Genomic DNA, 16133 nt, shown 5'->3' on the forward strand with positions numbered 1-16133 from the left:
GTCCACGCGGTAAGCCCAAAGCTTATTAATCTCATGTTCTAGCAAAAAACTCCCGGCCTGACTTGCAGACCGAGAGTTCTAAGCTTCCTTAAACTAATCCCGCAGTTCAGCCAAAAATGCCTTAAGACCTTCCCGCCATGGCCGTAGATCCTTAAAACCGTTCGTCCGGATCGATAAATGCTCCATCGCCGAATTGCGAGGACGCGGAGCGGGGCGCAGAAACTGTTCCGTCGTACACGGCTCCAGCTTAGCGGTAAACTTGAGTCCCAGAATCTCTTCGGCCTCGGCAAAAATCGCCTGGGTAAACTCATACCACGTACAAACCTCAGTATTGGAGGCATGGTAAATGCCATACTTTTCAGTTCCGATCAATTCCAGCAGGAAATTCGCCAAATCCACCGTATACGTTGGTGATCCCTTTTGGTCATCCACGACCTGCAGCACCGGTTTTTCCTGACCAAATTTCAACATCGTTTTGACGAAATTATTCCCATACTTTCCATACACCCACGAGGTGCGCACGATAAAATACTTGGACGACAAGGTCTGCACCAGAATTTCCCCGGCTCGTTTGGACTTGCCGTAGATACTCTTGGGATCGGTATTGTCGTATTCATGATAAGGCTGGCTTCCTTGCCCGTCGAACACATAATCCGTGCTGATATAGACCAATTTCGCACCGACCTTTTCTGCTGCAACTACGACATTACGCGTGCCCACAGCATTGATCAAATAGGCAGCATCAATATCGGTCTCTGCGGCGTCAACCGCCGTATGCGCGGCGCAGTGAATAATGGCTTCAGGGCCAAATTCACCAATGACCTTGCTGCACTGATCGAGATCGGTAATGTCCATCTCCTGCCGGTCGCAGGCCAGAACCTCATGCCCCTGTTTTTCCAGCAGCTTCACTACATCCTGTCCGAGTTGTCCCGTTGCTCCCGTTACAAGAACCTTACCCGCCATTACAGAGCATCCCCCAAGCGGCTGCCATACTGTTTTTCGGCATACTTCTGATATTCACCGGATTGGATGCGAGTCCACCATTCTTTATTGTTCAAATACCACTGAATCGTTTCTTTAATACCCGTCTCAAACGTATGCTTTGGCTTCCAGCCCAGCTCGTTCATGATCTTCGTTGAGTCAATGCCATAGCGGCGGTCATGCCCCGGACGGTCCTGCACATACGTGATCAGCGATTCCGGCTTGCCCAGCTCCTGCAAAATCGTCTTGACGATGTGCACGTTCGTCCGCTCATTATTGCCCCCAATGTTGTACACTTCGCCCAGCACACCTTTGTGAATGACCAGATCGATCGCACTGCAATGATCCTCCACATAGAGCCAATCGCGAATGTTCAGGCCGTCGCCATATACAGGCAGCGCCCCGTCAGCCAAAGCGCGGGAGATCATCAGCGGAATAAGCTTCTCCGGGAACTGGTAAGGGCCATAGTTGTTTGAGCAGCGTGTAATATTAACCGGCAGACCGAAGGTTTCATGATAGGCGCGCACCAGCAGATCGCCGCCAGCCTTGCTGGCGGAATAAGGACTGTTCGGCGTCAGCGGCGTCTCTTCCGTGAACAGACCGGTCGCTCCAAGCGTACCATACACCTCGTCGGTTGATACCTGCACAAACTTGGTGACTTTATGTTTTTTTGCCGCGTCCAGCAGCACCTGAGTCCCCAGCACATTCGTCTTCACAAACACATCCGGCTCCAAAATACTCCGGTCCACATGCGACTCCGCCGCAAAGTTAACGACCACGTCGACGCCGTCGCCAATCAAAGCATCCATCGCTTGGACATCCGTAATGTCCGCTTTTACAAACGCGTATTTCGGATGATTCTCCACCGATTGCAAATTCTCCAGGTTTCCCGCATACGTTAGAGCATCCACATTAACGATTTGGTAATCCGGATGCTGCTGAAGCATATACATAACAAAATTGCTGCCAATAAAGCCGGCTCCGCCGGTGATGAGGAGTTTCATGAGTGACCACCTCTTATTTACTTACCATAAACCATAGTATGCATGAGTACTCTGATTGAGAATGAATTTATAAATTATCTTGTCAGCAGACGGATCTATCTAGTTGCAATCAACATAATGCCCTACATCTTCCATTTGTAATTATCCCCTATAAAAGGAAGCATAGAATAAATATGTCCATGTATAAGTGATAATACTCAAAAGAATATTTGTGCCATTAATTACTTTAATGATATGTCGCTGCTTCCTCACTACAAGCTTTAGCTTTCCTTATTATTCAGTGCTGTCAACCTCTTAAGATACCCCGCTTTCCAAAAACTGTTCCTGTACTCTTTCACCAATTTGGCAGGGTTAAATAACAAAGAAATTCTTGTAGAAGGCTTGGCTACATAACGTTTTACATAAATTTCCCCAAAGCCCTCGGCATGTACGAGATCTCCGAGACGTACAGCCTCTTCTATAGATGGTTTAGATAAAATTTTCTGTAAAGGGCGGATTGCTGTTTTTATATCCAAAATGAGGCTAGACTCTTTAACCAGTGGTTCTATTTCTTTTACAAAATCTAGCGCCCCATTTTGAACTGCTATAAGCTTTTCATTTTTCTCCTGGTCCATGTCAGTACTCTCAAGTGTAGGTTTGATATATCCTTGATCTCTATAAAAGTTAATAACACTTCCATGAGGCGCTCCAAAAATAAACTCGAATACCTCAACACACAACTTAATTGTTTTATAATACTCATCAGGCTGGCCTAAGTCGCACAAGTAACCTTGCAATTTTAATCCCTGATCTATATATCGCTGAGCCTGCTCATACGTCCCAAAATAATAACCAAAAATCTCTGGCTTATCAGGTACATCTTCGATCATCTTTTCAAGAGAAAATTGCATTGAACCATGCCATCCTATATCAACAATTGCAATCTTTTTATAATCAAAAAACTCTTCTTGCCTAAGATATTCTATTAACAACTCTCTTTCCTTAGTAGCCTTATCTGCTATAACTTCACTAAGGGAAGCATATAAGTCTCTTAATTTTGCGTAGTCTTCTCCACTATCAACAATATGGTCCTCATTTGGAAAGCCGACTTTTGTAATTCTCTCTCTGTATTCAAACTCATTCAATCCAATACGTTGGAGGAACTCTTTTACTTTCAATCTACTTGTTCCGCTGACCAAGAAATTGAGAGAGTCCTCATCAATTGCTTTTATCGAAGCAAAATTAAGTGCTCTTCTGGAAGCGTAAAGATATTTTGAAGAGAATTCTTGGTTCATACCCATCAATTCAAAAACCTTTTTCATAATGAATCCATCTCTTGAAAGGAAGAATACAGCTTCTATGTCGTTTTGTTTCAAATTTGCATAGAGCCATTGGATGAACGACAAATATATAAGACCGACATTTTCGTATCCAAAATAATACCAAAAGTCATAACTTGCTTCACCCTTTCGACTTGAAAACAATTTATTATTAATAAGCCCTTTTAATATATTGGTTTCAATAGAATTTTCATCCTGAAATACACTTAACTTTTTGTTTTGATCCAAGCATTTAGGGTAATAGTGTGTAACAATCCCCTTTTTTTGAGCTTCCTCGATATCAGCATGATAATTATCACCAATATGCAGAATTTCATCAGGTTTGATTTTCAAATCCTGTATTATATAACTATATAACTCACCTGTAGCTTTGGTGATTTTTAGCTCTGAGGAGAGATATATCTTACTATAATCCTTATATCCGTTTTCTGTTAACAAACCTTTAATGAAGGAATGTGTAAGGTACATATCCGAAGTAATAATAATAGATTTATTTAATTTCAAACACTCATTATAAACTTCGTACATATATTCGTTTTTAGTGCATAACAGCTTTTCAAAATTCAGTTCCAAGTCTTTTAGAGCCTCGCAAACTGAATGAGGTTTGTTCGTCTCTTGCTGAAACTCTTGATAGATTTCATCAATAGTGACTTCGGTACGACGTTCCTTCATCCAAACATTATCTCTAGCCGCTTTTTCAGCCTGTTGTCTTTTTAAAGCGAATTCTTCAACATGGGTCTCTTTGGCCTTTTCACAAAAATTCTCAATTAATTCAAAAACATGGATCGGTTTTTCAATTTTCCTTAGAATCAAAGTATCAAAGATATCGAACGACACAACTTTAACTCGTTTTATTTTTTCTATAAGCTCTAAATGATTCATTTGTATTCCCCTTAACGTGTTCTAAGGAAAAATTTAGCGATTCTTTTTAGTTTTTCGTTACTTTTCACTTTATTAGCTAAGACTTCAATAGGTCCAATTTGAGCATGGATCACCTCGAAGCTTTTGCCGATATTAACCAAAAATCCCAACCCAACTCTATTGTTTTCCAAGTCTTTTCTAAGAAGTTCATTTTTCAATAAAGTATCATAGAAGATGTGTTTGTCGTAACCTCCGATGACTGAATTTGAGTACTCTCCGCTACGAACTTCTAAACGGTGATGATAGTTAGCCAAACATTCTTTTATTAAAAAAATATCATACTTGCTTAAGAATCGAAGGTGAAAGTCCCAATCTCCCAATACAGGGAGATCCTCTCTAAAATATCCAATTTCATCCAAAACTTCTCTTCGGAAAATAAAAGAAATGGGAGGAAACACATTTCCTGCTGCCATTCGATACAACGTAATGGAATCAAGCCATGTATTGAATGGCTCAGTATATTTCACATGTACTTTATCACCAGATATTGTCTCAATATACCTCGTACTATAAGTTACAGCGCCTTTTATACTTTTTACTGATACATTTTCCAAACACGCAACTGTTTTGTTAAGGAAATCTGGTTGCCATGAATCATCATCATCATGAATAACCACATAAGTACTATCAACTGATCTAATGCCTATGTTTGAAGCGGCTTCCATCCCTTTGGATTCCTCATTATGAACAACAACTATTTTCCCTGATTTTTTTTCAGCATAATTAGAAACCAAATCTTCAACTTTGTTTTTATCTCCTCCATCATTAACAATCACCATGACCCAGTCGGAAAAAGATTGATTAATGACACTTTCAATGGCTCTTTTCAGCAAGATGTTTCGATTTTTAGTTCTTGTGATAACTGCAACTTTAGCGAATTTCAAGATTTTTTCCCCCTGGAGTTAATAATATACTTTGTATAAAACAATGGATTTCTCATGTTATTTATCAATTTTGTTTTTTCTGAGAGAAGATATTGATATTCTTCCTTTTCTCGCTCTAAACCCTCAGACATTTCCAAACTTTTAATATACGATTCCCACCACTTATCCGTCTGTTCTTTTTGCCAAATCAAGTCCCTTTGTAACTCTTCCGCTTTTGCCCACCATTTATCCGTTTGTGCTTTTTGCCATTTTAGGTCTATTTGAAACCCTTCTGCTTTTCCCCACCAGTTAGTTGTTTGATCTTCTTGCCATTTTAAATCTTCAAGCAATTTTGTACTTTTCTTTTTTTCAGCAATAAATTCTGACCACCAGTAGTCCGTTTGTTCTTTTTGCCATTTAAGTTGTTCATTTTGTGTATCTACTTGACACTTATAATTTTGTGCTTCTTGCCACCACTTATCGGTTTGTTCCTTTTGCCAAGATAAGTCGATTTTCAGTCTTTTGGAATCAATCATATGTTTTGCTTTAAACTCATATATTTTCAACTTATCTTTTATATTATTTTCCACCATGGTTTTATAATAACTATCACCTTTAGGGAATAGGATTCCAAGTCCCCAATTGTGCGAAAATTCTAATGATGGAAATTGTACTTTAATCTCATCCCAAAATTTATATGCCTCATATCCAGTATCTTTTGCAATATCGTGAAATAGCACGATACCATTGGCAGCAACTTTTGAAATCCAAGTATAATAGTCGTGCGAGATAGCTTCATAGCTATGAAAACCATCAATATGAAGGATGTCGACCGAATCATCTTCAAAATCCTTCACCGCATCATCAAAAAGTTTTCGAATCATGTTAATATTTTCATTTCCATAGACAGCACTAATAATTTTCTTAAACAATTCAAAAACCTTTTCATCGTAAAAGCCAGCATGTTCATCACCTTGCCATGTGTCAACAGCATATAATTTTGTAGATAATGCTGAGTTTTTCACACTTTGGCAAAAAGAAAAAAAAGAGCCTCCTAAATGAGAACCAAGTTCTACAATAATTGATGGTTTCATAAAATTTGTAAGGTCATAAGCGAAATTTCTATGTCCTCCCCAAGGGGATAGCAACATATCATTTATAGAGTCAGATTCAAAAACCGGTTCACTAATAATCCATTCCTGCATCATTTTACTCTCCTAGCGGCCACTTCAATTATTTTATTATTGAAAAGACCATGGATTGTTATATTGGGATTAACATTATTAAGAGATATAATATTATGAGCCCAGCACTGAATAACATGATTAAATTCATGATCGCCTTCGCCTATTCCTAATGTAACCGTATAAGTCCCCTCCCTTATTTCAGGCCAAACAACAGCAAATTTCACTTCATGCAATCCAATATCCACTTCATATATAACTATTTCGGAACTAAGTGTGTTCTCACCAAATACGCTATTACCGTATTTGTCGTTAACCAAATACCCATAAATCATTTGACCCATTTTTCTATTAGTTTCAAATAAGAAGGAAACCTCTAATAAATCGCCTTTTGTAATGTATCCTTTATATTGTTCGTTATTGACCTTAAAATTATAGCTCTTAATCCTGGCGTTCATCGCTCCTGATAAGTCCTTTTCAGAAACAGAATTCCATTCGCTATGGTTAATTTTAAATGATGTTGAAGCCTCGGAGTTATATTGAAATACTTCATTGTGAAGAGATTTAATATAAAACTCAATTGCTTTTAAAGGATTACCTTCATATACGATTCGACCTTTTTCCAATACGATTACATAATCAGCCATCTTTGCAACTGTGCTCATATCGTGGGTTACCAAAATTTTGGTTGCCTCTTTCATCTTTTCTTTCATATAGATATTACATTTTTGTTGAAAAAAAACATCTCCTACGCTTAGTGCCTCATCTACAATGAGTATTTGAGGATCAACATGGATTGCCACAGAAAACGCTAATCTCGCATACATACCGCTGGAGTATGTCTTTACAGGTTGGTTTATAAAGTCCCCGATATCTGCAAAATCTTTTATACTTGAAAATTTCTCATTCATCTCTTCCCTAGAAATCCCAAGTATAGATCCGTAAAGGAATACATTGTCCACACCTGAAAATTCCGGATTAAATCCACTACCTAATTCTAGCAAGGCAGCTACTTTTCCATTTACCTTACACTCTCCAGATGTTGCATTTAAAGTACCAGCAATGATTTGTAGAACCGTACTTTTCCCAGAACCATTCTTCCCTATTATGGCAATGGTTTGACCCTTTCTTACGTTAAAGGAAACATCCTTAAGAGCAGAGAATTCAGTATAGAAATTCTTATATTTCCCAAAGAAGAACTGATTGAACCGATCTTGTGGCTTATCGTATATTCTATATACTTTTTCTAAACTTTTAACTTCTATCGCTAAATCAGAGGACATCTGCAAATCCGCCTTTCGTTTTTTTGAAGCAAAGATAGCCTAAAACAAGAATAATTAATGAGATTAAAATCCCTTTAACCATCAATGCAAAGTCGGGTAGCCTCCCCCACAAAACAACATTTCGCACATCTTCAATAACATAACTGATCGGATTATAGTGATACAATACCTGCATTTGTTTAGGAACCGATGAAACCGGGTAGAAAACCGGGCTTAAAAACATAAGCGCGGTAAATAGTACGTTGATTATTTGATTCATATCCCTGAAAAAAACGCCCAAAGAACTTATAAACCAAGAAAGACCAAGTGATAGAAAAAAAATAGGCAGCAGCACTAAAGGTAAAAATAATACCGTCCAATATATGGTTCCCTTAATAAATAATACCCCTAGTATCAAAATCAAATAACTGATTCCATTAAAAAACAAAGATGAGAGTAATGTTACAGGCGAAAGTATGCTTAAAGGAAATACTACTTTTTTAACGTAATTTTGATTATTAATAATCAAAGTAGCCGCTCGGTTTACAACATCTGCAAATATATTGTATGTAGTTATACCAGCAAATAATATTAGCGAGTACTCTAAGTTACTTGTTTGTACAACTCCCCAGCGTGACTTAAACACAGTACTAAATACAAATGTATATACACCCAACATTAAGAGTGGCTGAATAATATACCAGAGGAGACCAAAATATGATCCTTTATATCTGCTTAGTATTTCTCTTTTCGTCAATTGGTACATCAAGCTATTATAATTCGAAGCTTTATTCATTTTAAAATTCACGCCTCATTTCATATAAAAGTTAGTTAAGTAAACCCAAAGATTCTCCTATCTAAATTCTCTGTAAGGTTCATCAGTTATTATTTATAGATATTAAATAATTTCATATTGATAGCCTGTATGCTAAAATATTGTCGTATCTACAGGAAAAGGAGATTAAAAAGTTGGCTAATCCAGTATACGGTAAAAAGGCGGCTCAGTCGAGAAATGCCGAAAAAATACCCGAATCGCTGTGGGTGTTGGTAATTGGTTTTATTGTATTTTTGATTTGGACCCCGTTTCAAGTGGGATTATTTAATGGGCAGCAGACGGATTTTGAGAAACCGATTTATATCTCGGCATTGCTCGGGAGTCTGATACTCATCGGCTGGTTTGGCCTCTACTATAAGAGGTTTAAATTGGAGGACCAGCGGGATCTGCTGGCGGTAGCCGTGCTGCTGCTTCCTCTGACGTACTTCCTGTCGCTGTTTGTCGCTGTGTCGCACTATATGGCGATGAATATGCTGCTGATTCAGAGCATGTACGCCGCCTTCTTCATTGTAAGTCTCTACCTCCTTCGACAAAAACAAGTTAATGTTATCATACAAAACGCCGTATTGACAGTAGCATATCTGATTGTCTGGTTCGGCCTGTTCAACTGGCTCGGCGCATGGAATGTTGCCGGAGGTCTGGTCGGCTGGTTCTCGAATACGGTGAAAAACGGAAAATATCTGGACGCGGTGATGACCGACTCCAACGGCCTGCGTCTGACTTCGATTTTCCAGTATGCCAATACATATGCCGCGTTCCTGATGGCCTTTTTGTTCGTGGCGATTTTTGCGCTGATCCGCTCGAAAAAAGCCTACGGCACGCTGATCAACGGCTTCATGCTCGTTCCGATCATTGTGTCGCTGCTGCTGACGCTTTCGCGGGGCGGGCTTGTCATGCTGCCGGTGGTGTTCGTGCTCCTGCTGCTGTTCCAGAAGCCGGCACGGCAGATTTTGTGGATTATCCATCTGATTATCGCGGGAATCGCCTCGTTGGCGGTAACCAGTCCGGTCACCACCATCGGCCAACGTCTTAGCGCTGTACCCGACGCTTCGGCGGCTGTAAAAGGCTGGGCTTACCTGCTGATAGCCTCAGTCGTTACAGCAGTTCTGTGCTGGGCGGTGCAGCGTTTTGTCGCTCCTAAGCTGGAAGGGACTCTTGAGAGCTGGGCGGACCGCAGGTTCGCCAATCTGTGGCTGCCGATCGGTGCAACGGTGCTGGTGGCAGTGGCCGCCTTCCTGCTGATCGGGACGAGCGTCCGCAGCATTTTGCCGGACAATATTGAAACCCGTCTTGAAAACATCAACTTCCAGCAGCACAGCGTACTGGAGCGTTTCACCTTTTACAAGGATGCGCTCAAGGTAGCCAAGGATCATCCGATTCTCGGCGCTGGTGGCGGCGGTTGGGCCGCTCTCTATGAGCAGTATCAGAACAATCCGTACACGAGCCGACAGGCGCATAACTTCTTCCTGCAATATTTAATTGAAGTAGGTATTCTGGGCTTCATTGTATTTATGGGCTTTATCCTGTTTGTGTTCTACAAATATATCAAAGGATTTATCAAGCAAAAGGATAAGGATGATTACGAGAATGGATTCTTCTTCCTTATTATCACGCTCTCGATTCTGCTTCACAGTATTCTTGACTTTAATATGAGTTACGCCTTTATGGGCCTGCTTGTGTTCATCGGGCTAGCGGGGATGGCGGCCGTTATGGATGCTAAACCGCTCCAGGTAAAATGGAACGCTTCCGGCCTGCGCTTGAGCTATATGGCTTTGGCGTGTATTGGGGCGGCGGCCATTCTATTTGTATCGCTCCGCTATATTGGTTCCGCCAGTGCTGCTGCGGATGCCAAGGCGATTGTGCAGACAAGCCAGTCCTATGAAGAAATCAAGGCTCCGCTGATCAAGGCGCTTAAAAACCGTCCCAGTCATCCGGAATCTGTGATCATTCTCGCCTCGATGGACAACCAGGTTTACAGCCAGAACAAGAACGAACAATTTGCGGCGGAATCTCTCGCCGTGCTGACCCGCGGACTTAAGGATGAGCCGTACAATAAGCAGATGCTGAAGCAGTTAATTGCTTTGTATGATCTGGAAGGAAAATCCGAAGAAGCTTACGCTGTCTACCGGGATAACGCGGACAAGTATAACTGGGATATTGAGTGGTATGAACCGCTCATCAGCCGTTCGTTCGATCTTGGCAATCAAGCGTACCAGCAGAAGGACAGCGCCAAGGAACAGCAATACTTCCAAACCGGTTTAGCTGCTTATGAGCATGTGGTCGCGGGTGTCGAGCACCTTAAGACACTGCCGCCAGGACAGATGCAGGGCCGTCCGTTCTCGGTGACGCCTTTGATCGCTCTTAGCGCAGGAAAAATGCAGCTCATGTCGGGCAAAACGGCCGATGCCGCTGCCACCCTGAAACAGGGATTAAACGACAATTATAATGATGCGACTAATCGCGAGACTGCCCGCTTTTATCTGGCGGCTTTACAAAAGGCAGGACAGCAGGATCAAGCAGTTTATGACAAGCTGGTTCAAGCCGATGCCGGGGAAAAAGCAAAGATTGATGAAATTGTAGCAGCCCAGTATTAATATAGAGGGTAGCAGGCTGGACCATTATTTAAGATCTGCAAAGTAAAAAGGAGCGCAAGCGGGAAACCGCTGCGCTCTTTTTTTGTTCAAAAGTGAACAAGAGGTTGTGGGCTAAATAATAGACTGCCCCAACCGATCGGCTTCCACCAGGGCAGTCAAGACGTCTTCTAGCTTCACCTCAAAAGGCATATTGCTCATCGGCTCCTGAGGAGCACAGCTCGCCTCGGCAACAAGCCGCAGCTTCGATTGGTCAGCCGCATCCAGATTCAACTGCCGCAAGGTGGTCGGCAAGCCGACGCTTTGGCAGAAGGCCAGGGCTTCTGCGATTTCGGAAGGCTCGGCCTTTTCCAGCACAAGCTGTACAATCGTTCCGAAGGCGACTTTTTCTCCATGCAGAACCGGGCGTGTCTCTTCCAGCTGCGTCATGGCGTTATGAATGGCATGGGCGGCGGCAAGCCCACCGCTCTCGAAGCCAATGCCGCTGAGGTAGATATTGGCTTCGATGATGTTCTCCACGGCTTCGGTGAGGATGCCGTTCTCCGCATCCCGTTTCGCCTGTGCCCCATCGGCCAGCAGCGTATCCCGACAGGCCTGCGCAAGGGCATAAGCGCCGATGGCGCTTTTATCCTGGCCACGGCTTTCGGCAGATCGCCGGCAGGCCCGCGCCTCGTAGTACGTCGATAGCGCGTCACCCATGCCGGCGACCAGCAGGCGGACAGGCGCCCCTGCAACAAGCTCCGTATCGACCACAACTCTGTCCGGATTGCTTCGCAGATACAAGTACTTATCCAGACGGCCGTCTTCCGTATAGAGGACGGACAGAGCGCTGCACGGCGCGTCGGTCGAAGCAACGGTTGGCGCGACGATCAGTGGCAGGTGGCTGTAGAAGCCGACCGCTTTGGCTACGTCCAGTACCTTCCCTCCGCCAATCCCTATAATGACATCCGCTTCTGAATCCTTGGCCGCTAGGGCGATCCGCTCCACTTCCTTCATGGTACATTCTCCGGCAAAAGGAAGCAGAACACAGGATACATCCCCTTCTTGAAAGCCCCCGGTGATTTCCTTCTCGTAATGCGAAAGTACGAACGAATCTGCGATGATGTAAGCTTTGTCGGCGCCCAGATCGGCGCAATAACGGGGAAGATGGCGGATTTCTCCCCTGCCTTGAATATACTTGGCCGGTGACAGGATGCTTCTGGTCAATGTACCCACTCCTACTCATTAATTTAATAGCCAATCAACTAAATTACACAGGTAAAACACTAAAAATGGCAGCTCGGGCGATCTCCCGAAACTGCCATTTCTGTGCTGTAGACAGGTACGATAAACGTGCACCGTTTTTATTTAATAAAGATATGATTACGATATGGTCTTTGAAGCTTCTTGTTCAATCAGACCTTTAAGATAGACAAGCAGATCTTCCCTGAGTTCCTCATGCTGCAGCGCATAATGGATCGTCGTTTGGATAAAGCCCATCTTCTCGCCGACGTCATGCCGGTGTCCCTCAAAATGGAAGGCCAAAATGCGCTCCACCTCGCTGAGACGCGCAATGGCATCAGTCAGCTGAATTTCGCCGCCTACTCCCGCCTGCTGCTCACCCAGCATATCAAAGATGCGCGGAGTCAAAATGTACCGGCCAAGGATAGCCAGGTTGGAAGGCGCCTCTTCTTTCTTCGGCTTCTCGACAAGCCGGTTCGCTTTGTACACCCGCTCCGCCAGCTCTGTTCCGTCGACAACGCCGTAACGGGAAACCTCTTCCCACGGCACCGGCTGTACGCCTACGATGGACGATTTATATTGGTCAAAGACCTCGATCATTTGCTTCAGGCAGGGTTTGTCCGACTCGACAATATCATCACCCAGCAGTACGGCAAAAGGCTCGTTGCCGATAAATTTACGCGCGCACCAGATGGCGTGTCCGAGACCTTTGGGCTCTTTTTGCCGGATATAGTGGATGTCTGCCATTTCGGACGATTTGCGGACGGAATTCAGCAGTTCCCATTTCTGTTTCTCGGCCAGATTGAATTCCAGCTCGAAGGAATTGTCGAAATGGTCCTCGATTGCCCGTTTGCCCTTGCCGGTTACGATAATGATATCTTCGATGCCGGAAGCGACGGCCTCTTCCACAATGTACTGGATGGTGGGCTTGTCCACAATCGGCAGCATCTCCTTGGGCATCGCCTTGGTGGCGGGCAGGAAGCGGGTACCGAGACCGGCGGCCGGAATAATAGCTTTGCGAATTTTAGTCATAGTCTGGCTCCTTTGAGTAAAGTTAGATTCCATTATGTAGAACGCATTCATTAGGATGTAAGATCGGTTGTTATACTACTATTATATCAGCTTCATGGGTATATTGTCAGATTGGTCATGCAAAAGAATGGAAAAACGATGGGGAAAACACGCAAGAAAAAATGTCTGGAAGCGTCTTTGCAGAGGGCGAAGTATTATTCTCGTAGATCATATAAGGCTATTTAAGGTATGACACTATCAAATTTTAAAAGCCCCCGCCAAGATGGCGGGAGCTGTAGAACGTTTGAGGTGCATGCGGACCTTTTGGCGAAGTGTTCTGTTCCAATTACTTCACGAGTTACTTGACGAGCTGTCCCCGGGTAACGCCAAGCTGGTTGGTCGCTTTGAGCGTCTTCCACACCTGGGTCCCGGAAATTTCGCCGCGCAGCGCCTTACTGTACAGGTCAATGACCTCGGCTACCTGCTCGGGCGTCTCTTCCAGAAACTCTACGCGGAAAGTCGATACGCCAAGTTCACGGAAATTGTTCAGATACTCCGCACCGGACTGCTCGATCGCGTTGTAAACGGTGTTGCGGCAGCCTTCATCCACACGGACGGGATGGGACATGCCGATCCGGTCCTGCAGGGAAGCCCGATGGCTCTCGCAGGGACGGCCGCAGTTTGTAAAGTCGGTCCCTTCGCTCATAAAGGTGCAGTAGACACAGTGCTCCGTATGATACATCGGCAAATGCTGGTGAATGACGACTTCCAGCTGCGAAGTGCGGGTCCGCCGCAGCAGATCGACCATCTGCTGGATATTCAGATCATACGACGGCGTTACCAGATCGCAGCCGGCTTCAAGGAACAGGTCAACCGTTTTGTGGTTGGCGATGTTCAGCGAGAAATCGCCGATGAGCTGCGGATGCACAGCATCCGGCTCTTCCTGCCGGCGGCGCAGGTAATAATACAGCGCGCCGGTATTGCGCACCAGCACCGCATCGGGCTGGAGGCGCAGGATGTTGGCATGGTAGCCGTTCTCTCCGGGCATATGGATGCGCGGCGTCGCCAGCGCGATTCTCGCGCCCGCTGCCCGAACGGCCTCCACCGCTGCCGGGAACTGCTTGATGAATTCGAAGTCGGCGTAAATGAACGTTACGCCGGCCTTCAGGGCAGCCTGCACCTGCGGCAGGCTGCGGCACAGCGCGGTGAGCTGCGCGTCACCGCCGCTTACAAAGGCGCCGCCCGCTCCGAGCGGGGCGGCTGTTCCCACGCCGTCCGGCCGTGCCGGGACGGCGCTTCCGGCGCCGAGCTTCGCTGCGTCGCCGTACACCTCCACCGCCCGTTTCACGTATACGGGCGGCTTCGGGCGCTCGCCCGCAAGCTGCTCCACCGCGCGGCGGCGGATGCTGTTCAGCTCGCGCATCGGCACGATGACGCCGCCTTCGAGGGCGGCGTCCAGCCGCTCGAGCTGGAAGATCGTGCCGCCGAGGCGGCCGAATTGCTCTTCGAGCAGCGCGGCATCCATCGGTCGCTTGTTCGCCGTCTCCAGCACAAGCTCGGAGTCGACGCGGACGGTAACGCCCTTCTGCACGTCGGTCCACCAGGTGGAGAGCGGCTCGCCCGCACGGCCCGCCGCTTTGACGTGGACCGGGAATACCCGGTACGGCTTCTCCGTCTCAAACGTCTGGCGCAGCGCCTTGTCCAGCGCCGGGTCGTTCGTCTTCCAGATGCGGTCTCCGACATGCAGGCGGCCAAGGTTGACGTCGCTGCGTCCCGGGATAATATCGACGATCCAGCCTTCCTGCGCTTCGCCCTCGAGCTTCACGCCCTTGCGGCGCAAATCGTAGATGCGGCCGCCTTCCTCTTTTTTCGTGGGATCGCCCGCATCGAACACAATGCCGTCGCCGCGCTTGACCGGCGCTTCAATCCGGCAGACCACACCATCGCGCAGAATTTGCTCCACTGTGCCAAGGTAGACGCCTCGGCTTTTGGGGAAGGTGCCGTCCACCAGCTTTTTGTTGTTCGTCCCTTCCAGAAAGCCGTGGGTGAAGCCCCGTGAGAAGCTCTGCTGCAGCTCCCGCATTTCTTCCTTGGAGGGTGCCGACCATTTTCCATCGAAATGACGCTTAAGCGCCTTGCTGTACTTGCCGACCACATTCGCCACATATTCGGGACTCTTCATCCGTCCTTCGATTTTGAAGGAAGTCACGCCCGCTTCAATCAGCTCCGGAATAAGCTCGATCGCCGCCAAATCCTTTGGGGACAGCAGATAGGCGATATCGCCCATCGGCTTTACCTCGCCGTCCACGACGAGGTCGTACGGAAGCCGGCAGGCCTGCGCGCATTCGCCACGGTTGGCGGAACGTCCGCCCCACATCTCCGAGGTCAGGCATTGGCCCGAATAAGAGACGCACAGCGCGCCGTGCACGAACACTTCCATCGGCAGACGGGCCTGATCGCCTATCGTGCGGATCTGCTTGAGATTGTTTTCCCGGCCCAGAACGACGCGTTCCATCTCGAACGGCTTGGTGAATTCCACCGCCTCCGGCGAAGTAATCGTCATCTGCGTTGATCCGTGAATTGGAAAATCCGGCGAAATCTCGCGGATCAGCTTCACCAGCCCGAGATCCTGCACAATGACCGCATCCACGCCGGCGTCGACACAGGCCTCAATTAATTCCCGGGCATCCTCCAATTCATTTTCGAACACCAGAATATTGAACGTCAAAAACCCTTTAACCCCATAGCTGTGCAAAAAGGCCATGATTTCCGGCAGCTCGTCCATCCGAAAATTATTCGCTCTTGCCCGGGCGTTGAATTTCTCTACGCCGAAATAGACGGCGTCCGCCCCATTCGCCACCGCTGCCCGCATGCAGTCCCAGTCGCCCGCCGGAGCGAGCAGCTCCACGTCTTCCCTGCGTATATCCCGTTCTTTCATCTA

10 protein-coding genes and 1 pseudogene are annotated in these 16133 nt (G+C 45.9%); 1 reads left to right on the forward strand and 10 read right to left on the reverse strand.

Annotation, left to right across the window (positions count from 1 at the left end; genetic code table 11):
* Positions 1–93: 93 nt before the first annotated feature.
* The 7 genes and pseudogenes from rfbD to PSAB_RS22070 all read right to left on the reverse strand — a co-directional run bounded on the left by rfbD (position 94) and on the right by PSAB_RS22070 (position 8330).
* On the reverse strand, positions 94–963 hold the full coding sequence (rfbD, locus tag PSAB_RS22040; protein WP_025336722.1) for a dTDP-4-dehydrorhamnose reductase: 870 nt from the start codon (positions 961–963) through the stop codon (positions 94–96).
* Positions 963–1985 carry a dTDP-glucose 4,6-dehydratase gene (gene rfbB, locus PSAB_RS22045; RefSeq protein ID WP_025336723.1) on the reverse strand — a complete coding sequence of 341 codons (1023 nt, stop codon included), beginning with the start codon at positions 1983–1985 and terminating at the stop codon, positions 963–965. Before rfbB ends, rfbD begins: the two co-directional genes overlap by 1 nt.
* A gap of 260 nt (positions 1986–2245) precedes the next feature.
* Positions 2246–4186: an HAD family hydrolase gene (locus tag PSAB_RS22050; RefSeq protein ID WP_025336724.1), complete on the reverse strand. Its 1941-nt coding sequence runs from the start codon at positions 4184–4186 to the stop codon at positions 2246–2248.
* Positions 4187–4197: 11 nt separating this feature from the next.
* Complete coding sequence (locus tag PSAB_RS22055) at positions 4198–5109, reverse strand: glycosyltransferase family 2 protein (RefSeq protein ID WP_025336725.1); 912 nt, start codon at positions 5107–5109, stop codon at positions 4198–4200.
* A gap of 584 nt (positions 5110–5693) precedes the next feature.
* Positions 5694–6293 (reverse strand): annotated as a pseudogene (locus PSAB_RS26275) (class I SAM-dependent methyltransferase); the annotation flags it as partial.
* Complete coding sequence (locus PSAB_RS22065) at positions 6293–7555, reverse strand: ABC transporter ATP-binding protein (RefSeq protein ID WP_025336727.1); 1263 nt, start codon at positions 7553–7555, stop codon at positions 6293–6295. The pseudogene PSAB_RS26275 and the gene PSAB_RS22065, both read right to left, overlap by 1 nt.
* Positions 7545–8330: an ABC transporter permease gene (locus tag PSAB_RS22070; protein WP_025336728.1), complete on the reverse strand. Its 786-nt coding sequence runs from the start codon at positions 8328–8330 to the stop codon at positions 7545–7547. Before PSAB_RS22070 ends, PSAB_RS22065 begins: the two co-directional genes overlap by 11 nt.
* A gap of 173 nt (positions 8331–8503) precedes the next feature.
* Here PSAB_RS22070 and PSAB_RS22075 point away from each other — a divergent pair, with 173 nt between their 5' ends.
* Positions 8504–10963: an O-antigen ligase family protein gene (locus PSAB_RS22075; RefSeq protein WP_025336729.1), complete on the forward strand. Its 2460-nt coding sequence runs from the start codon at positions 8504–8506 to the stop codon at positions 10961–10963.
* 111 nt (positions 10964–11074) lie between these two features.
* Here the strand turns inward: PSAB_RS22075 and PSAB_RS22080 are convergent, their stop codons facing one another.
* The 3 genes from PSAB_RS22080 to PSAB_RS22090 form a co-directional block, all read right to left on the reverse strand.
* A complete protein-coding gene (locus tag PSAB_RS22080) occupies positions 11075–12175 on the reverse strand; it encodes a glycerol dehydrogenase (RefSeq protein WP_420835615.1) in 1101 nt (366 codons plus the stop codon).
* Positions 12176–12322: 147 nt separating this feature from the next.
* Complete coding sequence (gene galU / locus PSAB_RS22085; RefSeq protein WP_025336731.1) at positions 12323–13213, reverse strand: UTP--glucose-1-phosphate uridylyltransferase GalU; 891 nt, start codon at positions 13211–13213, stop codon at positions 12323–12325.
* Positions 13214–13550: 337 nt separating this feature from the next.
* Complete coding sequence (locus tag PSAB_RS22090; protein ID WP_025336732.1) at positions 13551–16130, reverse strand: U32 family peptidase; 2580 nt, start codon at positions 16128–16130, stop codon at positions 13551–13553.
* Positions 16131–16133 lie beyond the last annotated feature (3 nt).

This window comes from Paenibacillus sabinae T27 (genome assembly GCF_000612505.1).
In the GTDB taxonomy this organism is placed as follows: domain Bacteria; phylum Bacillota; class Bacilli; order Paenibacillales; family Paenibacillaceae; genus Paenibacillus_AQ; species Paenibacillus_AQ sabinae.